27 protein-coding genes are annotated in these 25,891 nt (G+C 62.2%); 18 read left to right on the top strand and 9 right to left on the bottom strand.

The window, feature by feature from the left end; all coding sequences use genetic code 11:
- The first annotated feature begins 145 nt into the window (after positions 1-145).
- The 7 genes from FF80_RS12965 to FF80_RS12935 all read left to right on the top strand — a co-directional run bounded on the left by FF80_RS12965 (position 146) and on the right by FF80_RS12935 (position 5,696).
- On the top strand, positions 146-940 hold the full coding sequence (locus FF80_RS12965) for a thymidylate synthase (RefSeq protein WP_035101056.1): 795 nt from the start codon (positions 146-148) through the stop codon (positions 938-940).
- Positions 937-1,251, top strand: a complete 315-nt coding sequence (locus tag FF80_RS12960) for a hypothetical protein (RefSeq protein WP_035101054.1) — start codon at positions 937-939, stop codon at positions 1,249-1,251. The genes FF80_RS12965 and FF80_RS12960 overlap by 4 nt, the downstream gene beginning before the upstream one ends.
- A gap of 101 nt (positions 1,252-1,352) precedes the next feature.
- The gene (locus FF80_RS12955) at positions 1,353-2,366 is read left to right on the top strand and encodes a DUF4424 domain-containing protein (protein WP_035101052.1); all 1,014 of its coding nucleotides are present in this window, start codon (positions 1,353-1,355) and stop codon (positions 2,364-2,366) included.
- Positions 2,367-2,368: 2 nt separating this feature from the next.
- Positions 2,369-2,848 carry a GNAT family N-acetyltransferase gene (locus FF80_RS12950; protein WP_035101050.1) on the top strand — a complete coding sequence of 160 codons (480 nt, stop codon included), beginning with the start codon at positions 2,369-2,371 and terminating at the stop codon, positions 2,846-2,848.
- A complete protein-coding gene (locus FF80_RS12945; RefSeq protein WP_035101048.1) occupies positions 2,845-3,369 on the top strand; it encodes a dihydrofolate reductase in 525 nt (174 codons plus the stop codon). Before FF80_RS12950 ends, FF80_RS12945 begins: the two co-directional genes overlap by 4 nt.
- 62 nt (positions 3,370-3,431) lie before the next feature.
- Complete coding sequence (gene hflK / locus FF80_RS12940) at positions 3,432-4,559, top strand: FtsH protease activity modulator HflK (RefSeq protein ID WP_052153528.1); 1,128 nt, start codon at positions 3,432-3,434, stop codon at positions 4,557-4,559.
- Between the two features lie 3 nt (positions 4,560-4,562).
- Positions 4,563-5,696, top strand: coding sequence for a protease modulator HflC (locus tag FF80_RS12935; protein ID WP_081917424.1), 1,134 nt, complete (start codon positions 4,563-4,565; stop codon positions 5,694-5,696).
- 47 nt (positions 5,697-5,743) lie between these two features.
- Here FF80_RS12935 and FF80_RS12930 read toward each other — a convergent pair whose 3' ends face one another.
- Together FF80_RS12930 and serB are read right to left on the bottom strand one after the other, a co-directional pair.
- A complete protein-coding gene (locus FF80_RS12930; RefSeq protein WP_035101045.1) occupies positions 5,744-6,283 on the bottom strand; it encodes a GNAT family N-acetyltransferase in 540 nt (179 codons plus the stop codon).
- Entirely contained in the window at positions 6,280-7,152 is an 873-nt protein-coding gene (serB, locus tag FF80_RS12925; RefSeq protein ID WP_035101042.1) for a phosphoserine phosphatase SerB, read from the bottom strand. Before serB ends, FF80_RS12930 begins: the two co-directional genes overlap by 4 nt.
- 27 nt (positions 7,153-7,179) lie before the next feature.
- Here serB and miaA point away from each other — a divergent pair, with 27 nt between their 5' ends.
- Positions 7,180-8,061, top strand: coding sequence for a tRNA (adenosine(37)-N6)-dimethylallyltransferase MiaA (gene miaA, locus FF80_RS12920; protein ID WP_035101038.1), 882 nt, complete (start codon positions 7,180-7,182; stop codon positions 8,059-8,061).
- On the opposite strand, the gene FF80_RS12915 is transcribed toward miaA, so the two are convergent.
- A complete protein-coding gene (locus tag FF80_RS12915) occupies positions 8,056-9,471 on the bottom strand; it encodes an MATE family efflux transporter (protein ID WP_035101034.1) in 1,416 nt (471 codons plus the stop codon). The genes miaA and FF80_RS12915 overlap by 6 nt on opposite strands.
- An 81-nt stretch (positions 9,472-9,552) precedes the next feature.
- Between FF80_RS12915 and FF80_RS12910 the strand changes: the two genes are divergently transcribed.
- From FF80_RS12910 to FF80_RS12895, 4 genes are all read left to right on the top strand, one after another.
- The gene (locus FF80_RS12910; protein WP_035101031.1) at positions 9,553-9,921 is read left to right on the top strand and encodes a DUF423 domain-containing protein; all 369 of its coding nucleotides are present in this window, start codon (positions 9,553-9,555) and stop codon (positions 9,919-9,921) included.
- A 90-nt stretch (positions 9,922-10,011) separates the two neighbouring features.
- Entirely contained in the window at positions 10,012-10,284 is a 273-nt protein-coding gene (locus FF80_RS12905; RefSeq protein WP_035101029.1) for a glycine zipper domain-containing protein, read from the top strand.
- Positions 10,285-10,583: 299 nt separating this feature from the next.
- Positions 10,584-10,799, top strand: a complete 216-nt coding sequence (locus FF80_RS12900) for a cold-shock protein (RefSeq protein WP_035101027.1) — start codon at positions 10,584-10,586, stop codon at positions 10,797-10,799.
- Positions 10,800-10,885: 86 nt separating this feature from the next.
- Positions 10,886-11,350 carry an NUDIX hydrolase gene (locus FF80_RS12895; protein WP_052153526.1) on the top strand — a complete coding sequence of 155 codons (465 nt, stop codon included), beginning with the start codon at positions 10,886-10,888 and terminating at the stop codon, positions 11,348-11,350.
- Here the strand turns inward: FF80_RS12895 and FF80_RS12890 are convergent.
- Entirely contained in the window at positions 11,317-12,750 is a 1,434-nt protein-coding gene (locus tag FF80_RS12890; RefSeq protein ID WP_052153525.1) for an inorganic phosphate transporter, read from the bottom strand. The genes FF80_RS12895 and FF80_RS12890 overlap by 34 nt on opposite strands.
- A 274-nt stretch (positions 12,751-13,024) precedes the next feature.
- Positions 13,025-13,483, bottom strand: a complete 459-nt coding sequence (locus FF80_RS12885) for an SRPBCC family protein (protein WP_035101025.1) — start codon at positions 13,481-13,483, stop codon at positions 13,025-13,027.
- A gap of 334 nt (positions 13,484-13,817) precedes the next feature.
- Here FF80_RS12885 and FF80_RS12880 point away from each other — a divergent pair, with 334 nt between their 5' ends.
- The 3 genes from FF80_RS12880 (at position 13,818) to FF80_RS12870 (ending at position 17,123) form a co-directional block, all read left to right on the top strand.
- Positions 13,818-15,587: an acetolactate synthase 3 large subunit gene (locus FF80_RS12880; RefSeq protein ID WP_035101023.1), complete on the top strand. Its 1,770-nt coding sequence runs from the start codon at positions 13,818-13,820 to the stop codon at positions 15,585-15,587.
- A gap of 144 nt (positions 15,588-15,731) precedes the next feature.
- The gene (gene ilvN / locus FF80_RS12875; protein WP_035101021.1) at positions 15,732-16,286 is read left to right on the top strand and encodes an acetolactate synthase small subunit; all 555 of its coding nucleotides are present in this window, start codon (positions 15,732-15,734) and stop codon (positions 16,284-16,286) included.
- A 93-nt stretch (positions 16,287-16,379) separates the two neighbouring features.
- Positions 16,380-17,123: a pyridoxine 5'-phosphate synthase gene (locus tag FF80_RS12870; RefSeq protein ID WP_035101017.1), complete on the top strand. Its 744-nt coding sequence runs from the start codon at positions 16,380-16,382 to the stop codon at positions 17,121-17,123.
- A gap of 127 nt (positions 17,124-17,250) precedes the next feature.
- On the opposite strand, the gene FF80_RS12865 is transcribed toward FF80_RS12870, so the two are convergent.
- Positions 17,251-17,898 (bottom strand): TetR/AcrR family transcriptional regulator, encoded by a 648-nt coding sequence (locus FF80_RS12865; RefSeq protein ID WP_052153523.1) that lies wholly within the window; start codon positions 17,896-17,898, stop codon positions 17,251-17,253.
- A 185-nt stretch (positions 17,899-18,083) separates the two neighbouring features.
- On the opposite strand from FF80_RS12865, the gene FF80_RS12860 reads away from it, so the two are divergent.
- The 3 genes from FF80_RS12860 to FF80_RS12850 all read left to right on the top strand — a co-directional run bounded on the left by FF80_RS12860 (position 18,084) and on the right by FF80_RS12850 (position 22,251).
- On the top strand, positions 18,084-19,289 hold the full coding sequence (locus FF80_RS12860; RefSeq protein WP_035101014.1) for a multidrug effflux MFS transporter: 1,206 nt from the start codon (positions 18,084-18,086) through the stop codon (positions 19,287-19,289).
- 274 nt (positions 19,290-19,563) lie between these two features.
- Positions 19,564-20,169, top strand: coding sequence for an NAD(P)H-dependent oxidoreductase (locus tag FF80_RS12855; RefSeq protein ID WP_035101011.1), 606 nt, complete (start codon positions 19,564-19,566; stop codon positions 20,167-20,169).
- Between the two features lie 156 nt (positions 20,170-20,325).
- On the top strand, positions 20,326-22,251 hold the full coding sequence (locus FF80_RS12850; protein ID WP_052153521.1) for a potassium transporter Kup: 1,926 nt from the start codon (positions 20,326-20,328) through the stop codon (positions 22,249-22,251).
- A 9-nt stretch (positions 22,252-22,260) separates the two neighbouring features.
- On the opposite strand, the gene FF80_RS21025 is transcribed toward FF80_RS12850, so the two are convergent.
- The 3 genes from FF80_RS21025 to FF80_RS12835 all read right to left on the bottom strand — a co-directional run bounded on the left by FF80_RS21025 (position 22,261) and on the right by FF80_RS12835 (position 25,686).
- The gene (locus FF80_RS21025) at positions 22,261-22,695 is read right to left on the bottom strand and encodes a hypothetical protein (RefSeq protein ID WP_052153519.1); all 435 of its coding nucleotides are present in this window, start codon (positions 22,693-22,695) and stop codon (positions 22,261-22,263) included.
- Positions 22,696-22,792: 97 nt separating this feature from the next.
- Positions 22,793-23,917 (bottom strand): NADH:flavin oxidoreductase/NADH oxidase, encoded by a 1,125-nt coding sequence (locus FF80_RS12840; RefSeq protein ID WP_035101008.1) that lies wholly within the window; start codon positions 23,915-23,917, stop codon positions 22,793-22,795.
- Between the two features lie 335 nt (positions 23,918-24,252).
- Positions 24,253-25,686 carry an MFS transporter gene (locus tag FF80_RS12835; protein ID WP_035101004.1) on the bottom strand — a complete coding sequence of 478 codons (1,434 nt, stop codon included), beginning with the start codon at positions 25,684-25,686 and terminating at the stop codon, positions 24,253-24,255.
- Between the last annotated feature and the right edge of the window lie 205 nt (positions 25,687-25,891).

The following is a 25,891-nucleotide window of genomic DNA, read 5'->3' as shown; positions in this document are numbered from 1 at the left end:
GCTTTGCGACGCGGTATTGCTACAACCGGCCGTTGGCGATCCAGTTCCCCGCCGGGCGATGATGGAGAACCGCGTTGACCGGTCGGGATGTGGACACAGCATCACGATGAGCCCGTTCGCCAAGAGAATCGTCTAGAGTGCCGGCATGCAGCCCTATCTAAAACTTCTCTCCGATATTCTTGAACATGGTACGGACAAGTCCGACCGGACCGGTACCGGTACGCGCAGCCTGTTCGGCTATCAGATGCGGTTCGATCTGGCGCAGGGCTTTCCCCTGCTGACCACCAAGCAGTTGCACCGCAAATCGATCATTTATGAGCTGCTCTGGTTCCTTCGCGGCGAGACCAATGTGCGCTGGTTGCAGGAGCGCGGGGTCAAGATCTGGGATGAGTGGGCCGATGAAAACGGCGATCTCGGACCGGTCTATGGTTCGCAATGGCGCAGTTGGCCGGCACCGGATGGGCGCAAAATCGACCAGATCGCCAATGTGGTGCATTCGATCAAGACCAAGCCGGATTCGCGGCGGCACATCGTTTCGGCCTGGAATCCGGCCGAGGTGGATGAGATGGCGCTGCCGCCATGCCACTGCCTGTTCCAGTTCTATGTCGCCAATGGGAAGCTAAGCTGCCAGCTCTATCAGCGTTCGGCCGATACGTTCCTGGGCGTGCCGTTCAACATCGCGTCCTATGCGCTGTTCACCCATATGATGGCGCAGGTGACGGGGCTCGAAGTGGGGGAATTCGTCCATAGCTTTGGCGATGTGCACCTTTATTCCAACCATTTCGAGCAGGCCAGGGAGCAGCTAAGCCGCGAGCCACGACCGTTGCCGGTGCTCAAGATCAACCCGGATGTGAAACGGCTGGAGGACTTCGTGTTCGAGGATTTCACATTCGAGGGCTACGATCCGCATCCCAATATCAAAGCGCCCATAGCGGTATGAGCCGGAGCCTGAGCGAAATCAGCGAACTGGTGGCGCGCGTTTCCGATATTTACGCGGAGCGCAACGATATTGCCCGGGATGACGACTGGTACATCCTCAAGCTGCAGGAGGAGCTGGGCGAACTCACGGCCGAGCATCTGAAGGCCAGCGGGCGCGGGCGGCTCAAGGGCGCTACGCAAAGTATCGTGCAGCAGGCCAAGGAAGACGAGGCGGCAGACGTCCTAGCTATGCTGCTGCTGTTTGCGCGACAGAATGGCATCGATCTCGATGCGGCGCTGGAACGCAAATGGTTCAGCCATTTGCCTGGCTGATTTACGCCAGGCGTACGTCGCGCCGCCATTTCATCTGGTGGCAAAGAATCTGGACAAGGGGCTAACCCTTTACGCCATATGCGTTTTTGGAGTGTTGGAACATGAGGGTGTTTTCGCGATTGGTTTGTGTGCTCGCCGCCTCCGTGGCGGTGCCGACGCAGGCGAATGATACGGCGGCGCAATTGGTTACCGGCGGGCTGGAATTCGTCATCAATGACGACATCAAGATGCTGAGCGAAGAGCTGTTCATCTCGCGCGACGAAATCCGCGTCGTCTATGAATTCCAGAACAATACCGACACAGACCAGAATGTGCTGGTGGCCTTCCCCATGCCCGATATCGAGCCGGATTGGTGGTCGCCGACCGCGTTCCCCGATGGGCCGAACGACAATCTCTTCCACTTCCAGACCACGTTCAATGGTCAGCCGGTCAAGGCCGAGCTGCATGAATATGCCATCGCGGCGGGGGTCGATCGCTCGGACTATCTGCGCGAAAAGGGCATTTCGCTGGTGTCGTTTGCGCAATCGACCAATGAAGCAACCGATGCGCTGGATGATGCGACCAAGGCGGAAATGCTGCATTTGGGCATGTTCGTGCCCGATATGTATGACGAGAGCGACGGCGCCGAGACCAACTATTATCCAATGTGGACCTATCGGGCGACCTATACCTGGGAGGCCAATTTCCCGGCCGGGGAAACCGTCAAGGTCGAGCATCGCTATAAGCCCAGCGTGGGCGGCACGACCGGCGTCAGCTTCCTGAGCGAGCCCTATGAGGGGTTCGACCCGGCGGCGGAATACCGGGAGCGCTATTGCACGGACGAGGCCTTCCTCAATGCCGTGCGCAAGACGGTCAAGAGCGGGGATGAGCCCTGGGCGGCGCCGTTCTACGAAAGCTGGATTTCCTACATCCTGACCACGGGCGGCAATTGGGGCGGTGGCTACATCCCCAAGTTCCGGCTGGTGGTGGACAAGGGCGACGAAGCCAATCTGGTGTCATTCTGTGGCGAGGGTATCAAGAAGACCGGGCCGACGACGTTTGAAATGGTGGCGACCGATTTCTACCCGGAGAAGGAACTGGAGATTCTCATTCTTGAGCGGCACGAGGATTACTGAACGTGAGCCTGGTCATTCGCCCGGCTCTTGCGGCTGATGCCGCGACCATTGTCGGTTTCGTGCGGGCGCTGGCAGCCTATGAAAAGCTCAAACACGAAGTGCAGGCCAATGAGGCCGATATAGTGCGCGACCTGTTCGGCGCGGATCCCAAAGTGTTCTGCGAGATTGCCGAATGGCAGGGCGAGCCGGTGGGGTTCGCGCTCTGGTTCTATACCTATTCCACTTTCCAGGGACGGCACGGCATCTGGCTCGAGGATTTGTTTGTTGACCCGTCCTTGCGCGGCAAGGGGATCGGCAAGGCCTTACTGATCAATCTGGCGCAGCGTTGCGTGGCCGAGGGGCTGGGACGCTTTGAATGGTGGGTGCTCGACTGGAACGAGCCGAGCATCGACTTCTATAAATCGCAGGGTGGGGTGATGCAGGACGAATGGACCAAGGTGCGGGTCGATGGCGACGCGCTGGCCCGGCTGGGGGCGCTATGAGCATCAGAATTGCCATGATCGCCGGCGTCGCCGAAAATGGCGTGATCGGCAGCGAACAGACCATTCCCTGGCGCATCCCATCCGACTTCGCCTTTTTCAAGCGCATGACCATGGGCAAGCCCATGATCATGGGGCGCAAGCAATATGAGACGGTTGGAAAACCTTTGCCCGGCCGCACCAATATCGTGGTCACAAGGCAGGAGGGCTATCAGCCCGAGGGGGTGGTGGTGGTTTCCAGCGTGGATGCGGCGCTGCAAAAAGCACGGGAAATTGCGGAAAAAGACGGTGTTGACGAGATCATGATCATCGGTGGCGGCGATATTTATGCCCAGCTTATGGGCGTGGCCGACCGTCTTTACATCAGCCATATCGCACTTTCGCCAGAGGGCGACATCCGGTTTCCCGCAATAAACCCCGCAGAATGGGCGATTGTGGACGAGCCGGAGGTGACCCCGATGGAGAAGGACCAGGCCGGCTACCGCGTCAAAGTGTATGAGCGACATAACGGAACCGCGCATTGATCGGGTGACGCGCTTGCCTATATATGTCCACGACGAAACAAACATATCCTGAAAGGATTGCGATGCCGTGGGAGAGTAACGGAGGCGGGGGTGGCCGCAATAATAATGGCGGCCCCTGGGGGCAAGCGCCCGGTGGCGGCGGCAGTGGTGGTCCACGCCGGCCAGGGGGTGGCAATACGCCCAACCTCGAAGATATTCTCAATCGCGGCCGTGACCAGTTCAAGGGCGGTGTACCCGGCGGACGCTGGGCGCTGATTGGCGGCGTGCTTGCCGTCATCGCGTTTTGGGGGCTGAATTCGATCTATACGGTCGATCCGCAGGAAGTGGGCGTCGAGCTGCGCTTCGGTAAGCCCAAGCCCGAATTGTCCATGCCGGGCCTGCATTTCCATCTTTGGCCGATCGAAACCGTCGAGCGTGTCACGGTCACCGAGAACCAGACCACGATCGGGGCGGCAACGGCTTCGGGTTCGCGCGCCAATTCCAATGGCGGCAGCGGGCTGATGCTGTCTGGTGACCAGAATATTGTCAATGTGCAGTTTTCGGCGCTGTGGTCGGTGAGCGATCCGGTGGCTTACCTGTTCAATGTGCGTGACCCTGAAGAAATGGTCCGCAATGCCGCGGAAAGCGCGATGCGCGAAGTGGCAGGGCGCCGTCCGGCCCAGGACATCTATAGCGATGACCGCCGCGGCATTGAGCTCGAAGTCCAGCAGATCACCCAGTCGATCCTCGACAGCTATCAGTTGGGCGTGCGTATCGGGCAGGTGCTGATCGAAAATGCCGGTCCGCCGGCCGAAGTCATCGACGCCTTCAACGAAGTGCAGCGTGCCCGCCAGGACGAAACGCGCCTGCAGGAAGAAGCTCGCTCCTACGCCAACACCCTGTTGGGTGATGCGCGTGGCCGGGCTGCGGCCCTGCGCGAAGATGCGGCTGCGTACAGCAACCGCGTGGTGCAGGAAGCAACCGGTGAGGCGCAGCGCTTCAACGCGATCTATGCCGAATATGTCAATGCGCCCGAAGTGACGCGCAAGCGCCTGTTCCTCGAGACCATGGAAGAGGTCTATAGCGGCTCCGAAAAGGTGCTGATCGAGAGCGGGGCCAATGGGCAGGGTGTCGTGCCTTATCTGCCATTGCCTGAACTGCGCCCAGGCGCCAGAACGACCACGCCACCGACAACCGGGACGGGGAACTAAGCCATGAGCAATCGTCTGATTATCCTTGGCGTTGCCATTCTCGCCGCCCTTTATGTCGTGTTCTCCTCGCTCTACATCGTGAACGAGCGCGAACAGGCCATCGTCATGCGCTTTGGCCAGATCACCGATATCCGCACCGAACCGGGGCTTTACTTCAAGATCCCGACCGATATCGTGGATACGGTGCAGATCATCGAAAACCGGCTGTTGCGCTATGACATTGCCAATATGACGGTGCAGGTTTCGGGCAATGCCTTCTACCAGGTGGATGCCTTCCTGACCTATCGCATCTCCGATCCGCGGCTGTTCCGTGAACGCGCCCTGGGCCAGCTTTCGGTGGTCGATGACCGTATCGGGACGCGTTTCGACTCGGCTTTGCGCCAGGTCTATGGTCTGCGCGAATTCAATGCGGCCCTGTCCGAACAGCGCCCGCAGATGATGCGGGAAGCGCGTGACCTGATCCGTCCGGATATGGCGGAGCTGGGCATTGAAGTGGTCGACGTTCGCATCCTGCGCACGGACCTGGATCAGGACGTGTCTGCCACCACCTTCGAGCGCATGCGCGCCGAGCGTCTGGCGGAAGCGGCCCTGTTGCGGGCCCGTGGCCAGGAGCAGGCACAGAGCCTGCGCGCCATCGCGGACCGTCAGGCCGTCGAAATCGTTGCAGCGGCGACCCGCGATGCGGAAATCATCCGTGGTACGGGCGATGCCGAGCGGAACCGTCTGTTCGCGGCGGCCTATGGTCAGGATGAGGAATTCTTTGAGTTCTTCCGCTCGATGCAGTCCTACCGTACCGCGCTGACCGGCACCGGGACCACGATGGTGTTGTCGCCCGATAGCGAATTCTTCCGCTATTTCGGCTCCAATGGGGAAATCCCGGCGGCCAATGCCAATCTGGCGCCGCCGCTGCCGATCGCGCCAGTGCCAGAAACGCCGGCGACCAGCGATGAGCCGGCCCTGGACGGGTTGGGCATCGAGGATAGCGTGGCGCCGACCATGACGCTGGAGGACGGCTCGCAGCTGGCTCCCACCGTCGGCACGGAAGCGCCGCCGGCTGTGGAAGTGGAACCGGCTCCGGTCGATACCACCCCGACCCAGACAACGACGCCGCCGGCCAGTCCGCCCGCAAGTCCATAAGAATAAACCGGCGCCTCAGGGCGCCGGTTTTGTTTTGGGGGGGTGGTCTAGGTTTTGGGATTGGCAATCCGATAGAGCACATGCGGGCGCAGGGGGTGGCCCTCGGCGATCCGGGGGTGTTCGAAGTCGGCGCGTGGGTCGCGGACGAGGCCGAGTTTTTGCATCACGCGCTGGCTGGGCAGGTTCACCCGGGCGGTGAAGGCTGCGACCTCGGAAGCGTGCAACTGGGTGAAGGCGTGTTCGAGCGCGGCGCGAGCGGCTTCTGGCGCGTAGCCCTGGCCCCAATAGTCCTTGCCGAATACCCAGCCGATTTCGAGTTTGGGTTCGGTGGGAATGGGGAAATTGATGTCGGCCGTGCCGGTCAGCCCGAGCATGGCGCCATCCGACTTTCGCTCCACCGCCAGGAAATGGGCGGTGCCATTGGCGAGCCCGGCGATCATTTTGTCGATCCAGGCATCGGCCTCCGCGCGGCTGCGGGTGGCCTGATAGAACCGCATGACATGGGAATCGGCGACGATTGCCGCGAAGGCCTCGCGGTCGGTATCGCGCCATTCGCGCAGCAGCAGCCGTTCGGTTTCCAGCTTCATCGCACGATATCTTCTTCGGCATAGCCTTGCAGATAGAGCAGGGCGGTGAGGTCGCCGTGGTCGATGCGGATGCCGGCTTGGGCGGCTACGGCGGGCTTGGCATGGAGGGCGACGCCGAAGCCGGCGACGCGGATCATGTCCAGATCATTGGCGCCGTCGCCGACGGCGATGGTGGCGCTGAGCGGCAGGTTGCGCTCGGCGGCGAGGGCGGTGAGGCGCTCGCGCTTGGTGGATTTATCGACGATGGGCTTTTGCACCGTGCCGGTCAGGACGTCGCCGTCAAAGAGCAGGACGTTGGCGATGGCCTCGTCGAAGCCGATGCGCTTGGCGAAATAGTCGGCGAAAAAGGTGAAGCCGCCCGAGACGAGCGAGGTATAGGCGCCATAGGCCTTCATGGTCTGGATCAGGGCGCGACCGCCGGGAGCGAGGGTGATCTGCTCGCGGCGCACTTCCTCGATGACCTTGCGTTCCAGCCCCTTGAGCAGGGCGACGCGGGTATCGAGCGCCTGGGCGAAATCGAGTTCGCCGCGCATGGCGCGGTCGGTGATCTCGGCGACTTGCTGCTTGATGCCAAGGGCGGCGGCCAGCTCGTCAATGCATTCCTGCTCGATCATGGTGGAATCCATGTCGGCGACGAGGATCGGCTTGCGGCGGCCTTCGGTGTCCACCAGAGCGGCGTCGACCTTGCGCGTGCCGATGACTTCACGGGCAAGGGCCAGCGCATTGGTTGACTTCGGCTCGATGATCTCGCAGGCAATGGCGTGATTGAGCCAATTGAGCTGGCCGCCGATCTGTTTGACGACGGCAGCGGCCAAAGCCGGGTCGAGTTCGGAATCGGCGGGATTGGCGATGAGGCAAAGGACCGGCATGGTAGGCAACACTTTCTGGGGGGCGGCGTGACGGGCCGCAGGCGCGCCGTTCTGATAGCGGGTCCGACTGCCAGCGGCAAGTCGGCGCTGGCGCTCGCCATGGCGGAGCAAGAGGGCGGCGTTATCGTCAATACCGACGCTATGCAGGTCTATGACACGGTGCGGGTGGTCACGGCGCGGCCAAGCGAGGCGGAGGAGGCACGGGCCGATCACCGGCTTTATGGGAGAGTGCCGGCGTCTGCTCGGTTCTCGACCGGGCAATGGCTGAGCGCGGCCAAGGCGGTGATCGAGGCGAATGAGGGGCCGCTGTTTTTTGTTGGTGGAACAGGGCTTTACTTCGATGCCTTGCTAAACGGATTCGCGGATGTGCCGGAGGTTTCGGCTGACGTCGCGCTTGAAGTTCAACAAGAGATTCAGGAATTGGACGCGGGCCAGCGGCTGGCTTTGTTGCAGCGGGAGGACCCGGCTACCGCTGCCCGGCTCAAGGTGGCCGATCCGCAGCGCCTGATCCGTGCTCTGGCAGTCAAGCGGGCGACGGGGCGGATGTTGTCGAGCTTTCAGGATGAGCCGCAGGCGGGGTTGCTTGGTGAGTTTGCCGTGGAACGCATGGTACTTGATCCCGACCGGGATGTCTTGCGCGGGCGGATTGCCAAGCGCTTTGCCACCATGTTCGAGAGCGGTGCGGTGGCCGAGGTCGAGGCGTTGCGCGCGCAGAAGCTCGATCCCAGCCTGCCGGTAATGAAGGCGATTGGTGTGCCCGAAATCAGCGCGTGGCTGGATGGGGCGATGGGGGAGGGCGAGGCGATCCGGTTGGCGACGATTGCGACGCAGCAATATGCGAAAAGGCAGCGGACCTGGTTCCGTAACCGGATGGGGGATTGGCCACGGCGAGGGCTCGCTGGGTCATAGCGCGCGGGATACCAGGCCGAGGCGTTCGCGGAGGGCGAAGCGGGTTACCAGGACCAGGGCGACGAAGGCGAGGCCGACGGCGAGGCCGGTCCAGATGCCGATGCCGCGCCAGCCGAGGATGAAGCCCAGAACATAGGCGACAGGCAAGCCAAGGGCCCAATAGCCGATAAAGGCCAGCACCATGGGGATTTTGGTGTCGCTGAGGCCGCGTAGCGCGTGTGCGGCTACGACCTGGGCGCCATCGACCAGCTGGAACACGCCGGCCACCATGAGGAAGCTGGCGGCCAGCGCCAGGGCATTGGCATTTTCAGCGTGGCTGGGGTCGAGGAACAGACGGACAATAACTGGCGCCAAGGTGAGAAACGCGATGCAGGACAGCGCCATGAAGCCGGTGCCCAGTGCAAAAGCCGTCCAGCCGGCGCGACGGATGCCCTGCGGGTCGTTGCGGCCATAGGCCAGGCCCACGCGCACGGTGGCGGCCGTGCCCAGGCCCAGCGGCACCATGAAGGCCATGCTGGCGCATTGCAGCGCGATGGCATGGGCTGCCACTTCGTCAGTGCCCAATTGGCCCATCAGCAGGGCGGCGGCAGTGAACAGGCCAACCTCGGATAGCAATGTCAGTCCGATTGGCGTGCCGATGCGGAAAATCTGTGCGAATCGCGACCAATCCGGCTTCCAGAACCGCACCAGCAGGTGAAAGCGCCGGTAGCGGCGGTGCCGCAAAACGTAAGCAGCGAGCGCGGTGAACATCGCCAGATTGGTCAGCAGCGTCGCCAAGGCCGCGCCACGGAGTTCAAGCCGTGGAAAGCCGAAATTGCCGAAGATCAGCGCATAATTGACCAGAGCGTTGCACACGACGCCGCCCACGGTAACCAGCAGGATGATGCGGGTATTGGCAAAGGCCGACAGCAGCGACCGGAACGCGACAAGCCCCAGTGCCGGGAACAGCATCCACACCGCGATATGAATGTATTGTTCGGCCATGATGGAGAGGTCTGCGTCCTGGCCCAATAGGGCAAAGATGGGCCGGATCTGCCACAGAATCGGCGTCAGGCAGACCGTCAGGGCAATGGCTGCCCAGCACCCTTGCCGAACGATGCGGCGCACCGCCTTGATGTCGTGTGCGCCACGCGCCTGGGCCACCAGTGGCGCTACGGCACCGACAATGCCCATGCTGCCGACCAGAAATGGCATCAGGAAGGTGGTCGCCAGCGTGCCGGCGGCGAGATAGCTCGGCCCGAGCCAGCCGAGCATGATGACGTCGGTCATGGTCAGCGCCGTGCCGGCCAATTGCGCAATAACCAGCGGCCAGGCCAGGGTGAATGTGGCGCGAAGTTCATCCCACCAGCCCGAATCGGCCGGAACGGAACTGGCGGCCGCGCCGGGCGCCGCCGTGATGTGCTCGTTCATTTGATATCATCCCAATCGCCAGTCAGCATTAGACGAAGCCCGCCTGACGCGATAGGGCATGGCGGCAAAAGGAACCAAGTCATGCAGCCAAATAGCGATTTGCCCCGGCGTATTCTGCTGCTCGCCGCGGGCCTGGCCGGGGCCGTTGGCGTCATATCGGCTGCGGCCGCGTCCCATGCCGGGGAGAGCCGGAACCTATCGGCAATCGCCACCATTTGCCTGGCGCATGGCCCGGCCTTGCTGGCCTTGTGCGCCATTGGACTCGACAGCCGGATGTTCCGTCTTGCGGCCTATCTGCTCGCGGCGGGCACGTTGATCTTCAGCGCGGATTTGGGGATTCGCGAGTGGCTGGGCCATGGCGCTTTTGCTGGAGCCGCGCCCTTGGGCGGTGCCGGGATGATCTTTGGCTGGGTTCTGATTGTAATTGGTGCACTCTTTTCGCGGCAATGACTGGGCTTGCTGCAAAAAAGCTGGAATCATGGCGGAACCATTCCGCCGTCCGGCGCATTTGGTCGTCGATAATATCTTTGGAGGGTTTCCATGCATAAGTTTCTGATCATCGCCGCCGCCGCTTTGTCGCTAGCAGCGTGCACGCCTACCCAGCAGGGTGCTGCGGTGGGTGCGGGCGCAGGCGCCATTGTCGGCGCTGCCACCACTGGTAGCGTTCTGGGCACTGTCGTTGGTGCCGGTGTCGGCGGCGTGGTCGGCGCTGCAGCGGGCAACATGATTGGCCGCGTCGAAGGCAGCGGCAATCGCTGCGTCTACGAACGCCCCAATGGCACGCGCTACGTTGATAGCTGCCCGCGCGGCTAAATAGAGTTGCAGCATCGCCCCATGCTGCAATGCGCCCTCAGGCGCCAAAAAAGCACCCGGTCCGGAGTCCCTCCTGGGCCGGGTGTTTCATCGATCGAGCGAAGTGCCTTGAATTTGCATCCGATAGCGACAATATTTGACGTCTGACGTTACACTTGTCTTGCGCTATCTGACGACCGGCATGCCGGAAACTTGGCTACCTCCTGATCTGTGAATCGTTCGGCAGGGCCTGTCTCAAAGAGGCCTATGTTCAACTCCTGGCCGCGTGAGCGGCGAGCACTCATTAAGAGGATGCACTCATGGCTACCATCACCGGTACCGTCAAATTCTTCAACACTACCAAGGGCTTCGGCTTCATTTCGCCTGAAAATGGCGAAAAGGATGCGTTTGTCCACATCTCCGCCGTTCAGCGTTCGGGCCTGCAGGGCCTGTATGAAGGCGACAAGGTGACCTACGAACTCGAGACCGGCCGCGATGGCAAGGTTTCGGCGACGAACCTGACCCTGCTGAGCTAAGCGGCGGTTTGCGTTGACGAAAGGGCCCCTTGCGGGCCCTTTTTTGTTAGCTGGCGAGGCCGGTGCGATTGCCCTAGAACAGCGCCATGCTGCGTGAATTTTTCAATCTGTGGAATCCGAGGGTTGAGTCGCCGCCCGGGCTGCGCCAGTCCGGCGCCGTGCCCTATGTGGTGCGCGACGGCAGGGTCGTGTTCCTGCTGGTCACCTCGCGGCGCACCGGGCGCTGGATTTTTCCCAAGGGCTCGATCAGCGATGGCATGAGTGCCTGGGACAGCGCGGCCAAGGAAGCCTTCGAGGAGGCCGGGGTAACCGGGGTGGTGGAGGCCGAGCCACTGGGCAGTTATCGCCTTAGCGACAAGGGGCAATTGGTCGATGTCGACCTTTATCCGTTGCTTGTGGAAACCCAGCTCGACAGCTGGGACGAGATGGACCAGCGCCGGCGCCATTGGGCGTTGCTCAGTGAAACCAAGCGACTGCTGAAGGACCGCGCCCTGACCAAGGTGGCCTACCGGCTGCATCACAGGCTGATGACGGAGCTTGCCAGCCAATAGAATAGTGCGCCCATGGCGGTGGCGGCCGGCAGGGTAATGACCCAGGCCGCGGCGATCCGTGCGACCTTGAGGCGCCGCACCAGATAGCGCCGGTCGTGGCGCCGTTCGCGGGCAATGGCTTCTTCCGGGGTAGCATTGAGCGAGGCTGGATCAAGGAAACGCGCATTGCCGGCGGCGGCTCCCTGCATGTTCCGCATGGCCAGATATTCGCGCAGGAAGCCCACGCCGAACACTGCGCCCACCGCGACATGTGTTGATGAAACAGGCAAGCCAAAGGCTGAGGCCAGCAAGACCGTGCCGGCGGCCGATAGCGCGACGCAGAAGGCGCGGATTTCGTTGAGCTTGGTGATCTGCTCGCCAATGGTGTGGATGACGCGCGGGCCGAACAGCGACAGGCCGCAGGCAATGCCGAAGGCGCCGATGGCCAGGGTCCAGAGCGGGGCGACACCGCCGGCAACCGGGCCCGGCGCTGCCCCGATAGCTGACAGGATGGCGGCGAATGGGCCAATGGCGTTGGCGACGTCGTTGGAGCCATGCGCAAAGGACAGCAGCGCTGCGGCGACCACCAGCGGCGGGCGGAACAGGCGGCCGATCTGCTTCTTGCGATTCTCCATGGTCAGCGAGTTCATGCGCACCCAGGGCATGGCGAGGATCCAGCCCAGGGCGGCGGTCGCAAGGCTTATCGCGGCGACGGTGTAGAAATCGGGACGCCAGCCCTGCGGATGCAGCTTGGTGCTGAGATAGGCGGCGAACAGGCCCGCCATGGCCGCCACCAGCAGCGGCACCCAGAGCCGCGCGGCGCCGATTTTGTCGATGCGCCGCGTGATCAGCTTGCGGATAATAGCGTGGATAGCGGCCGCCAGGATGCCGCCGAGAATGGGGGAGAGGGTCCAGGTGACGGCAATTGTGCCGACGATTGGCCAGGCGATGGCGCTTGGCCCGGCCGCAGCAGCGAAGGCGCCGACAATGCCGCCAACAATGGCGTGGGTGGTGGAGACAGGGGCGCCGAACAGGGTCGAGATATTGATCCACAGCGCCGCGGCCAGCAGGGCCGAGGTCATGGCCAGCATCATGGTGCGATCGGCAAATCCATGGCCCAAAGTCAGCAGGTCGCCGGAGACCGTCGTAATGACCTCATTGCCGGCAAACAGGGCGCCGCAGATTTCGAAAACCGCGGCCAAGGCCAGGGCACTGCCCATGGTGATGGCCTTGGCGCCGACGGCCGGGCCGACATTGTTGGCAACGTCATTGGCGCCGACATTGAGCGCCATGTAGGCGGTCGCCGCCGCGCCGATCACCGCCAGATAGCGCAGCGGGCCATCGGGAATGAACCAGGAGGCCCAGAGTACCGCCGCGCCTACAAAGAGGGCGGCGATGAAAATGAGCAGGGCGCGGTTCACGCCAGGGCTCGCGGCGCTTCAGCGCGAGAGGGCAGGGAGGTTGGGGCGGCCGAAATCATCTGTGGTGCATTGTCCAGAATGGGTCTCCACCTTGGACAATTGTTTGCAGCATTTGTCGACTGAAATGGGGAGGAGAGCCTGCGTTCCACCTCCGATATCTCAGCGGCCGTCATTGTCCGGCTTGTCCGGGCAATCCATCTTACCCAAGATGGATCACCCGGACAAGCCGGGTGATGACGGGGAGGATGGATCGGGGCGTATCCGGCGTTAGCCCTCAATTCGCTACCTGCCGTTGCAGTTCATTGCCCAACTCGCCCATCAGCCATTCGGTGCCCTGCTTGCGCTGGTCGACAGTGTCGAGGCCATCGAAGAAGCAGCCGTGTTCGGTGACGCTGAGGCGGGTGCCGGTGCCATCGGCGAACAGCTCGACGGCAGCGACTGAGACGGAGATGCGCTGGCCGCCCAGGCTCATCTGGTAGGTATAGACGATGCGGTTATTCTCCACGATGTCCTGATAGGTCACGTCATAGCTGTAGCTGCCGCCATTGGGGCCATCGCCTTCGGCATATTCGCGGCCGCCCTCGCGGAATTCGAACATCTTGGTGTCGTTGCCGGCGGCGAACCAGCGCTTCTTGATTTCGGGATCGGCCCAGGCGCGGAAGACGCGGGCGGGATCGGCGGGGTATTTGCGCTCGATAACAAAGGTGCCGTGGGCGATGGAGCGTTCGGTCATTTCAGGATGTCCTTCCGGGTTAACTTAAGCTGAACCTTAAGTGAGTGCGGCGCGCCCTGTCAACGATTAAGTCTTTGGTTAAGTATTTTGTCATTCGCCACTGCGCTATTGACACCTGCGCTGGCTTGCTCCTATCAATGCCCCGGTAATTTTAAGGAGAGGTCCCGTGCGGGCACTCATTCTCGTAGTAGGCAGGCGCATCGGCAACGTGGGATGAAATCCCGCGCGATAGCTGGTGCGCCGAAAACAGGTCCCGAACGGGGCCTTTTTTATTGCCCGGTTTTTGCCGCTACGAGAACGGGCTCCCAGATTTGGACTAGGGAAGGACTATACGATGGCCGAACAGATGACCGGCGCAGAAATGGTGATACAGGCGCTGACCGATCAGGGGGTCGAGCATATTTTCGGCTATCCCGGCGGCGCGGCTCTGCCGATCTATGACGCCATGTTCCAGCAGGACAAGGTCCAGCACATTCTGGTGCGCCATGAGCAGGGCGCGACCCATATGGCCGAAGGCTATGCCCGCTCGACCGGCAGGCCTGGCGTGGTGCTAGTGACCTCAGGCCCGGGCGCGACCAATGCGGTGACCGGCCTGACCGACGCGCTGATGGATTCCATTCCCCTGATCTGCATCACGGCCCAGGTTCCCACTACCCTGATCGGCAGCGACGCCTTCCAGGAATGCGACACGGTCGGCATTACCCGCTCCTGCACCAAATATAATTACCTGGTGAAGCGCGTGGAAGACCTGCCGCGCATCATGCATGAGGCCTTTCTCATCGCCACGACCGGCCGCCCCGGCCCGGTGGTGATCGATATCCCCAAGGATGTGCAGTTCGCGCTGGGTGAATACTACCAGCCTGACCTCGACACCTTGCGCCACCAGAGCTATCGCCCGCAGATGGATGGCGACAGTGCCGCCATCGAGGCCGCTGTCGATCTGATGCTCAAGGCCGAGCGCCCGATCTTTTATACCGGCGGCGGGGTGATCAATGCCGGGCCGGAGGCCTCCAAGCATCTGCGCGAACTGGCTGAACTCACGGGCTTTCCTGTGACCTCGACCCTGATGGGGCTGGGCGCATTCCCCGCGTCCAATCCGCAATGGATGGGCATGCTGGGCATGCACGGCACCTACGAAGCCAATTTGGCCATGCATGACTGCGACGTCATGATCAATATCGGCGCACGGTTCGACGACCGGATCACCGGCCGCATCGATGCCTTCTCGCCCAATAGCCGCAAGATCCATGTCGATATCGATCCCTCTTCGATCAACAAGGTCGTGCGCGTCGACGTGCCGATCATCGGTGATTGCGAGCGGGTGCTGGCCGAGATGGTCCGTGTCTGGCGGAGCAGAACCAATCAGCCGCGCACCGAGGCCATTGCGCCATGGTGGAAGCAGATCGAGAAGTGGCGGGCGGTGGATTCGCTCGGCTACAAGAATTCGGACACCACCATCAAGCCGCAATACGCCATCGAGCGGCTGTATGAAGCCACCAGGAAGCAGGGCAAGGAGGTGTTCATCACCACCGAAGTGGGCCAGCACCAGATGTGGGCCGCCCAGCATTTCCACTTCGACAAGCCCAATCACTGGATGACGTCGGGCGGGCTCGGCACGATGGGCTATGGCCTGCCGGCCGCAGTCGGGGTGCAGGTGGCGCATCCCGATGCGTTGGTGATCGACATTGCCGGCGAGGCATCGGTGCAGATGACCATGCAGGAGATGAGCACCGCCGTGCAGTATCGCCTGCCGATCAAGATCTTCATTCTCAACAATGAGCGCATGGGCATGGTCCGCCAGTGGCAGGACCTGCTGCATGGATCGCGTTACGCGCATTCCTATTCGGAATCGCTGCCCGATTTCGTCAAGCTGGCCGAAGCCTATGGCGGCAAGGGCATTCGTTGCGAGAGCCCGGCCGAACTCGACGCGGCCATTGCCGAAATGCTCGATTATGACGGCCCCGTGCTGTTCGACGTGATCGTGGAGAAGGACGAAAACTGCCTGCCGATGATCCCGTCGGGAAAGCCACACAACGAGATCATCCTGCCTGATACGGCGAACATTGGCGACATCATCGACGAGAAGGGACGGCAATTGGTGTGACGCCGATGACCTAGTAGACCTCATGGTGAGCCCGTCGAACCACGAGGTCGTGCCCGAAATGGTGCCACGACCTCGTCCTTCGACAAGCTCAGGATGAGGTCTGATGGGAGTTTCGCGTTAGCCAAAGCCTTGAGGAACAAAAAAATGAACGCACATTTGCAGCCTACCGGTTCGGCTTATTTCCTGACCAAGGAAACCCAGGAGATCGAGCGGCATACCCTGTCGGTTCTGGTCGATAACGAGCCGGGGATTCTCGCTCGAGTCGTCGGCCTGTTTTCGGCGCGCGGCTATAATATCGAAAGCCTGACCGTCAGTGAGACCGAACATGGGCGGCGACTTAGTCGCATCACCGTTGTCGTCATCGCTACGCCCAAGACGCTGACGCAGATCAAGCTGCAACTTGAGCGCCTCGTGCCGGTGCACAAGGTGCATGACCTGACCGCCGAAGGCGCTTCACTGGAGCGCGAACTGGCGCTGATCAAGGTGGCTGGCTCGGGCGATCATCGCGCCGAAACGCTGCGGCTGGCTGACGCCTTCCGGGCGCAGATCGTGGATGCCTCGGTCGAGAGCTTCGTCTTCGAGGTCACCGGCAAGCCGGCCAAGATCGATAGCTTCATCGCCCTGATGCAGCCGCTTGGGCTGGTGGAAGTGGTGCGCACCGGGCTGGCGGCGATCTCGCGCGGCCCGCAGGGGATGTAGGCAGCCGCGATTGATGGCTGTCATCACAAGGTTCGATTGGGCGGCACGCCCAGTCTGGTATATGGCAGGGATAGCGTTTTTCGAGTCCCTGCCATGACCCTGCTTTCCGTAAATCTGAATGCCGTCGCCCAGCTTCGCAATCGGCGTGATCTGCCGTGGCCGAGCGTGGTGGGCATGGCCCGCGTGGTGCTTGATGCGGGCGCCAGCGGCGTGACCGTGCATCCGCGGCCGGACGAACGGCATATAAGGCGCAGTGATGTGTTCGATCTTTCGGTGTTGCTGCGCGATGAATATCCGCGGGCCGAGTTCAATATCGAAGGCTATCCGAGCGAGGATTTCATCGACCTGATCGAGCGGGTCAATCCGCAGCAGGTGACCCTGGTGCCGGACGATCCGGGGCAGGCGACGTCGGATCACGGCTGGGATTTCCATGCCAACAACAATTTCCTGACCTCGGTGGTGCAAAAGCTCAAGCAGCCGGGCCGCCGGATTTCGCTATTCTGTGATCCTGATGCGGGCGCCAAGGGGATCAGTGCGGCAAAAGCCACGGGTGCGGATCGGGTCGAGCTTTATACCGGGCCTTATGGCGGGTGTTATGACGATCCGGCGCGGGCCGAGGCGGAGCTGGCGGCGCTGGCCGACACGGCTGCGGCGGCGCATGCAGCCGGGCTGGGGCTCAATGCCGGGCATGATCTGACGCTGGAAAACCTGCCGGCGTTCCAGGCCGCGGTGAAGGGTGTGGATGAAGCCTCGATCGGGCATGGGCTGACGGCCGATGCGCTGCTGATGGGGTTTGCTGAGGCGGTGCGGCGGTATCGGGACGTGTTGGAAGGGTAGGGGCGTTTTTGCTCCGGCGTCGCCAAGACCTCATGGTGAGCCTGTCGAACCACGAGGTCGGGCGAGTGGAGGCTTGGTTGCCACGACCTCGTCCTTCGACAAGCTCAGGATGAGGTCTACGGGAGAATTACCGCTTCCCGAACGCCTTTAGAAACGTCGCCACACCGGCCTTTGCTGCCTTGTGCACGGCGGCTTCGGTAGGGCGGGAGCACATGCCCTGGTCCTTGGGCAAATCCGCGTTGATCAATGCCATGAAGTGGCGGGCGGTCAGGCTGGCGTCGTCGATGTCGAGATAGCCGTCCTGTCCGAGCTTGCCGAACAGGGCCGCGATGACCGGCCAGTCCTTGCCGGGGCCATATTCCTTCCAGGCACTGAACAGGTGGGGCCAGCGATGGGCTTCGCGCTCCATCAGCGAGGCCAGGGCGCGGCCATCGATGTCACACATGCAGCGGCCCAGGAGACCGGCGGCGAAATCGGTCAGGGCTTGTTCGAGATTGTCGGGCTTGTCGGGGAAGCTGTGCAGCACCTGCATCAGCGAGGCGCTGGAGCGGGCGGTGACGTCTTCGACCACGGCGATGAAGAGCTGATCCTTGTCGCCAATCTGGTTGTAGACGGTTTGCCGGGAAACGCCCGCCTCAATTGCAATGGCGTCGATGCCGGCCGCGCTGACACCATCGCGGACAAAGGCGCGCTTGGCCGCATCCAGAATCGCCTGCCGCTTGGCGACAGCGCGGGGAAAGGCTTTTTCGGTGGGCAGCAGCTCGATCTGACTCATGAGCAGAGCATACACGAAATGCCTAATTTTACAACATTGTCAAAAATATTTGACGCCAGTGCTTGACTGATTTTACACTTGTGTCCAATATCGCGTCGTCGGCTGCCGTGCCTCCCCACCGCGCCGAACAGCTTTTCCCAATGTACGGCCCGTTGCTTCGGCAGCGGCCGAGAGGTATTTCGCAAATGAACCCAACCATCCTGCGCGCAGCGCTGGTGCTCGGCTTGCTGTCGGCCATCGGTCCCTTCGCCATCGATATGTATCTGCCGGCGCTGCCGGCCATCGGCGCCAGCCTTGGTGCCGACACCGCCGGCGTGCAGGCCAGCCTCATGGCCTTCATGGCCGCCATCGCGGTCTGCCAGCTGTTCTACGGCCCGGTCAGCGACATGGTCGGGCGCAAGCCGCCGCTGTATTTCGGCCTGGCGCTGTTCACCGCCGGCGGCATTGCCTGCGCGCTTGCTCCCTCCATCGAATGGCTGGTCGTTGCCCGTTTCGTGCAGGGGATCGGGGCCTGTGCCGCCATGGCGCTGCCCCGCGCCATCGTGCGGGATGGCTATACCGGCGCGGACGCGGCGCAATTGCAGAGCCTGTTGATGCTGGTCTTTTCGGTGTCGCCCATCCTGGCGCCGTTGGGCGGCAGCCTGATCGTGCAGTTCGGCGACTGGCGGGTGATCTTTTATGCCGTGGCCGGCATTGGCCTGCTCGGCATCCTGCTGGTGATGTTTTTCCTCAAGGAAACCCGCCCGGCTTCGGCGCGGCTGGAGAGCAGCGTGGGCAGCGCGATCAAGGGCTATGGCGTGCTGCTGCGCGACCGCAATTTCCTGGGCCTGTCGATGATCGGCGCCTTCGGAATGGCCAGCTTCATGGCTTACCTCGCCAATTCATCCTTCATCCTGATCGACCATTACGGGCTGAACCCGACACAATACAGCATCATGTTCTCGATCAATGCGGTGTCGTTTATCGGCGTGTCGCAGCTGACCGGCGTGCTGACCCGCCGCTTCGGGCTCAATGCCGTGGTGCGCACGGCGGTTAATGGCTTCATCCTCGTGATGATGGCCCTGGCGGCGGTCTTTGCCCTGGGCGTCGATCGGCTCGATGTGCTGGCCGCGCTGTTGTTCGTCGGCTACGGCTTCCTGGGCCTGGTCATCCCGACCACCGCGGTGCTGGCGCTCGAAGAGCATGGCACGATTGCCGGCACGGCTTCGGCGCTGATGGGGACGCTCCAGCTGGTGACAGCTGCGGTGGTGATGGGCATTGTCGGCAGCTTCTTTGATGGCACGGCGCGCCCCATGGTGCTGGGCATCGCGGCCTGTGCCGTTATTGCCTTTGCCCTGACGCGCCTGACCATCAAGCGGTCGCGCGCGCCGCTGGCCGCAGCAGCCGAATAAGCAAGGGGGTGCCGGGTTGCCGGCACCCTCTTGGCTGAGCCTTGCGCTACTGTCATGGCAGATCGAACAGTGCGTCAGGGATAAGCTGACGGAACGGCCTGATTAGGGCAGATTCGATGTCCTAATCACAAAAAAGCCAGCTCTCGCCAATACTTACATAAATGTTCCTAAGGACAATTGGTGTCTCCGCACCACTAAATAGTGCCTCCTTGCCAGCTTTCGTTAAAGGCACATATATCGCCTCAGTTACGATTTGTTACCAAGGAGGGCTCCAATGTCCAAACTCAAGATTGCAGTGATTATCGGCAGCACCCGCGACAACCGCTATGGCGACAAGCCAGCACAGTGGATTGCCGATCTTGCTGCACAGCGCCCGGAACTCGATGTCGAAATCGTTGATCTGAAGGCCTTTGACCTGCCGCTGTTCAACGAGGCCGCGTCGAATGCATGGGCGCCGTCTCAGGACCCGCGCGCTGTTGCCTGGCAGAACAAGATTGGTGAATTCGACGGCTATATCGTGGTGACCGCCGAGTACAACCGCTCGATCACCGGCGCCCTCAAGAACGCCTTCGATCAGGCCTATACCGAGTGGAATCAGAAGGCGATCGGCTTTGTCGGTTACGGTTCAGTCGGTGGCGCCCGCGCTATCGAGCATGCCCGCACGATCGCAGTCGAACTGCAGATGGCCAATGCGCGTTCGGCCGTCCATATCGGCGGCGCCGATTTCTACGGCATCTATATGGGCAAGCAGACGCTGGCTGATGTCGAAGCCAATATCGCGCCGAGCGCCAATGACATGCTCAACCAGCTGACCTGGTGGACCAAGGCAACCAAGGCAGCGCGTGACCAAGACGCTGCGGTCGCCCAGGCCGCCGAATAAGTCTTACGAAGACCTCCAAGCCTTCGTTTGCCAGCAGGGGCCGTTCCAGAAGGGACGGCCCCTGTTGCATTGAACCCAATGTGGCGACATGGTGTTGTGTGTGACTGGCGGCGGGTGTATAGCGGCGCCCGCCCTGATCAAGAGAGCACAAGGTTCATGACGCAGACGAACGCTGCCGGCGATATTGCCGGAATCGATGCGAGCGGCGCCGTACATTCCCACCCCGATAAACACTTGCCCGTCCTCATTCTGGGGGCGCTTGGCGTGGTGTATGGGGATATCGGCACGAGCCCGATCTATGCTTTTCGCGAAGCCATGCATGCCCGCCCGGGCGCTGCGTCAAGCAATGTGGAGATTTTGGGCCTGCTGTCGCTGATCGTCTGGGCGCTGACGCTGACTGTTGCGGTCAAGTACATTTTCTTCGTCACGCGAGCCGACAATAATGGGGAAGGCGGCACGCTTTCACTGGTTGCCCTGGCGCGCAAGACGTTCACCAATCCGCCGGCCTGGATCACGGGGCTGGGTGTGGTCGGCGCGGCGCTGTTCTTTGGCGACGCCATTATCACGCCCGCAATGTCTGTACTCTCGGCCGTGGAGGGCCTGGAGGTGGTGGCGCCGGATCTAAGCCGTTTTGTGGTGCCGATCACCATTGTCATCATCATCGGCATCTTTACGGTCCAGCGTTTCGGCACGGCCAAGGTATCTATCGTCTTTGGCCCGATAACGGCACTTTGGTTCCTGACCCTGGGCATTTCGGGCCTGGTCCATATCGTTGGCCATCCAGTAGTGCTTTGGGCGCTCAATCCGCTGCTCGGGGTGGAATTCCTCGCTACACATATCGGCATTTCCTTTGTCGTGGTGGGCGCGATCTTCCTGGCTGTCACCGGCGCCGAGGCGCTTTATGTCGACCTGGGCCATTTCGGCCGCAAGCCTATCGTCATGGCCTGGTTCGGCATGGTGTTTCCGTGCCTGCTGCTGAATTACTTCGGGCAGGGGGCTTTCGTGCTCCGGGTGGGCGTCGAAAACGTGGAAAGCCCATTCTTCGAAATGCAGCCCGAATGGGCGCTGGTGCCCTTTGTGGGGCTGGCCACCGCTGCCACCATCATTGCCAGCCAGGCGGTGATTTCGGGCATGTTCAGCCTCGCCCAGCAGGCTATCGCGCTCAACATGCTGCCGCGCATGGTGGTGGAGCACACCTCCGAAACCCAGAGCGGCCAGGTCTACATGCCGCAGATCAACTCCATGCTGATGATCGGCGTGCTGTTGCTGGTGGTGTCATTCCGCAGCTCGGCCGCCCTGTCGCATGCCTATGGCATTGCGGTGTCTGGCGTGATGGTTGTCACGCTCATGCTGCTCGTGGTCGTCATGTGGCGCAACTGGAAGTGGCATCCGCTGGCTGTCATCGCCTTTGGCGTGTTCTTCGCCATTCTCGATGGCGCATTCTTTGCCGCCAATGCGTCAAAGCTGTTCCAGGGCGGCTGGGTGCCTGCGGTGGTTGCTGTCATGGTCGCCATCGTCATGTGGAGCTGGATGGCGGGGCGCCGGCGTCTGTCGGAAAAGACCCGCCGCGACGAGGTGCCGCTGGAATTCCTGGTCGACAATCTGTCCAAGAAAAAGCCGACTACGGTGCCGGGCACTGCGGTCTTCCTCACCAGCGATATCGAAGGTGCACCGACGGCACTGCTGCACAGCCTCAAACACTACAAGGTGCTGCACGAGCAGAATGTCATCCTCACCGTGCGCACTTCGGCTTCGCCGCGGGTGCCTGACGATGAGAAGGTGACCATCGACGCCTATAACGAGTTGTTCAGCCGTGTGGTCGTCACCTTTGGCTATATGGAAACGCCCAATATTCCCAAGGCGCTGGCGCTAGGCCGCAAGCTGGGCTGGAAGTTCGATATCATGTCGACCTCCTTCTTCCTGTCGCGCCGCTCACTGAAACCGGGGCCCAAGAGCGGCCTGGTCCGCAATTTGCAGGATAGGCTGTTTACGCGGCTGGCCCGCAATGCCAGCGACGCGACGGAATATTTCCATATCCCCACCGGCCGCGTCGTGGAAATCGGCACACAGGTCGTGCTGTAGCGCTGCTGGCTATTTCACTACGTCCGGGCAGACATAGGGCACGCTCGCCAGCGCGAAGTGCTGTTCCTGCACATCGCTGCCCAGCTTGAGGCTGAGCACCAATTCGGTGGCGCTGATGCTTGAGATATCGGCATTGATGGTCATGCCGTCCTCGTCCCAGCTGATCGCGGTGTCGGATACCTGCTGCCACTTGGACAGGCGATAGGTTTCCCAGCAGCTGTCGGAAACCAACGTGCCGTCCTCGAGGAAAATCTGCATCGGGCCGGGGCGCGAGGGATCATCATCGGTGCGGACCCACACCTTGTTGAGCAGCGGGTTCGCGGTTTCCCCGGCGTCGTCGGTGGCGTCTTCGACGTCCTGGGCATCCTGACCTGCGGCGGGCAAAGTGGCCGCACCAACGCCCCAAACGCTGAGCAAAGCAATGATCGCAGCCTTGGTATCCATCCGGCACTTCTCCCGTGTCTCACCATGCATCTGGTGATTATCCCCACGCCCGCCAAGGGAGCGGGGTAAAAACGGCGAATTTAGGTTGGCCGCGTTGCTATTCGGCAATAGCGCTCATCACGCGCTGCCATTCCTTCACGCGCTTGGTCTGGTTCGGCCAGAGATCGTAATCGGTCATGCCAAGCGCTAGCCGGGCATGCTGGGGCCAATTGGGATCGTCGAGTGCGCCACGCGCCAGGGCGATGAAGTCGGTGTCGCCCTTGGCGACCAGCGCATCGTCGGCCTTGGGGTCGCCACCGAGCAGGCCCACGGCCATGACGGGAATATCGGCGCCGTCGCGTAGTGCCTTGGCCAGCGGCACCTGATAGGCCGGGCCGGTCTTGATCGAGGCGCCATCAAAGCCGCCGCTCGAACAATCGATGGCGTCGACGCCGAGCGCCTTGAGTTCGCGCGCCAGCACGACGCTATCCTCGGTCTGCCATCCATCGGGGTGATGATCGCTGACCGACAGGCGCACCAGCAGGGGCTTGTCCATGGGCCAGACGGCGCGCACCGCCTCGGTCACTTCCAGCACCAGCCGCATGCGGTTTTCCCGGCTGCCGCCATAGCGGTCGGTGCGCTTGTTGGCGAGCGGGGAGAGGAATTGATTGAGCAGATAGCCATGGGCGGCGTGGATTTCGACCGTGTCGAACCCGGCCTGATTGGCGCGCACCGCCGCCGCCGTGAAGGCCTCGATGATATTGGCTATGCCTGCTTCGTCCAACTCGGCCGGCTTGGTGAAATTGCGGTTTTCGGCATGGATGACCGGGCTCGGCCCGACCGGGGTCCAGCTTTCGAAGCCGAGCGCATGCTTTTCCGCCTCGGTTTCGTCAAAGCCGTCGCGCCATGGCACAGGCGTCGAGGCCTTGCGGCCGGCATGGGCCAGCTGAATGCCGGCGGCAGCGCCCTGGCTCTGGATGAATTGCACGATGCGGGCAAGGGCCGGGATATGCTCATCCTTCCACAGGCCCAGATCGGCATAGGAGATGCGGCCTTCCGGCACGATTCCGGTCGCTTCCAGGATCACCAGCCCGAACCCGCCAATGGCAAAGCGCCCCAGATGCACCAGATGCCAGTCGGTGGCGAAGCCGTCCTTGGCCGAATATTGGCACATGGGTGCAACGACGGTGCGGTTGCGCAGGGTAACGCCGCGCAGGGTGGCAGGCGAGAAAAGCTGTGGCATGGGGGACTCGTGGCGGTCAAACAGGGCCGGAAGGCGGCAGCCACAAGCATGCACGTTCCTCTATCCATCGGCAAGTGCCGATGGAACATTCACTGAGGCTGGCCTGCAAGGTGGTTTGCGAGCCGCGGTCTGCCTCCCTCCCCCCTCAAGGGGGAGTGCTCATCGTGAACTCGCACCACCCACGATGTCATTCCCGCGAAAGCGGGAACCTCTGTTACTTGGGCTCGCATCCCGGAACGGAGGTTCCCGCTTTCGCGGGAATGACACCGTATTTTTGAACGCGTCCGGAGTGAAACACTGCCCCTCAAGGGGGAGGGGACTGGATCGGGGCTCGCCTAGCGAGCTGTAGCGAAGCTCGATTGCGTGGTCTGACGGCCCGCCAGACCGGTCATACGCAGGGCCGCGATGAAGGCCAGTGCCGCTACGGCAGCTCCCAGCACGAAGACCGGGATGATGGCGTGGTGGATCTGGCCGGCGGTGACTGCGGTGGCAAAGCCGGCCGAATTGGCAGCGACGCCGGCCAGGGCCGCCCCGATGGCGTTGCCGGCCGATTGGGTGGTGGGCAGCAGGGCCGAGGTGCGGTCGCGGTCGGCATCGCTGGCCGATTCCATCAGCGTCAGATTGAGGTAGCCATTGCAAACGCCAAATCCCGTGCCGATCGCCAGTTGCGCGATCAGCACGATCGCGATCTGGCTTGTGAGCAAGCCAGCCAGCACGCCGAGGAGGCCAAGAGCGATCAGGGCAGGGCCCGTGCGGATCAGCATCTTGCGGGTTTCGCGCTGGCGCACATTGGCCACCGCGATGGCCGACAGGCTCCAGGCCACTGCCATCACCGCGCCGATGGCACCGGCCAGGGTTGGGCCATAGCCCCAGAGCTGCTGTACCAGCAGCACCAGATAGACGGCCGCGGACGCGCCGGCGATGGGCATGAGCAGCACGACCCAATAGCCGCTGCCGATCACCGAGTTGGGCCAGAAGGCGCCCGTCGGCATCAGGCGGACGCGGCTGCGCCGGTCGAGCAGCACCGAGCCGGCGAGCAGCAATGCGGCGCCGATCAGCAATGCCGTCGCCTGCAGCGGCGGGGCGATGCTGGCCAGGGCAACCAGCATGATCCCGCCGCCAATGGTGAGCAGGCGAATGCCGGGGAAGCCGGGGCTTTGGGCGTCGGCATCCTTGGATTTGCCCGGCACGACGAACATGACCATCACGGCGAAGATCAGCACCAGTGGGACGTTGACGAGGAAAGCGGCGCGCCAGGAGACCAGTTCGGTCAATAGCCCCGCGCCGAGCGGTCCGCCAAAGGCGGCCACGGCCCAGACCGAGGCCTGGGTGCCGAACACTTTGGGCACGAGGCGGGAGGGAAAGAGTTCGGGAATCAGTGCGAAACAGATCGCCGCGACGACGCCTTCGCCCAGGCCCTGGAACGAGCGGCCGATCAGCACTTCGGTCATGGTGGAGGCGTTGGACGCGATCAGGGTGCCAACGAGGAATACGGCGCTGGAGGCCAGCAAGGCGGTGCGCGAGCCGAGGCGCTGCTTGATCAGCGCGGCGCCGGCGCCACCCATAATGGCGAACACCAGATAGAGCGTCAGCGCCCAGGAAATCAGCTCGATGCCGCCCAGATGCAGCACCGCGGTGGGCAGCGCGGTGCTGGCGAGGAAGGCATTGAAGGCAAAGAGCGCGACGCCCAGGCACAGGATCAGCGTCACCGTGGCATAGCGCGGCGAAAAGATCTCGGCCCAGCTGCCGCTGCTGGAAGTTTCAGACATATACGCCTCCCTGGAATAAACAAGCTGTGCCTTGTTATATCCGGTAAATTAAAAAAGCAATTGCTTGTTTTATTGGTGTGGCTGGAAAAATGGCGGGGCGTGTCGTTTTGCAACTGGCTTGATCGTTGTGTGGTCAAAGCCGGCCATTGTGGCCCTGGCTCCCGTGCTCGAATGGAGACCGCCATGTTTGCACGCTTGTTTCGCT

Origin of the sequence: Devosia sp. LC5 (genome assembly GCF_000735585.1) — a bacterium.
Classification (GTDB): Bacteria; Pseudomonadota; Alphaproteobacteria; order Rhizobiales; family Devosiaceae; genus Devosia.
The sequence above is the reverse complement of the archived record's forward strand: the minus strand, read 5'-3'. Positions and strand labels throughout refer to the sequence as shown.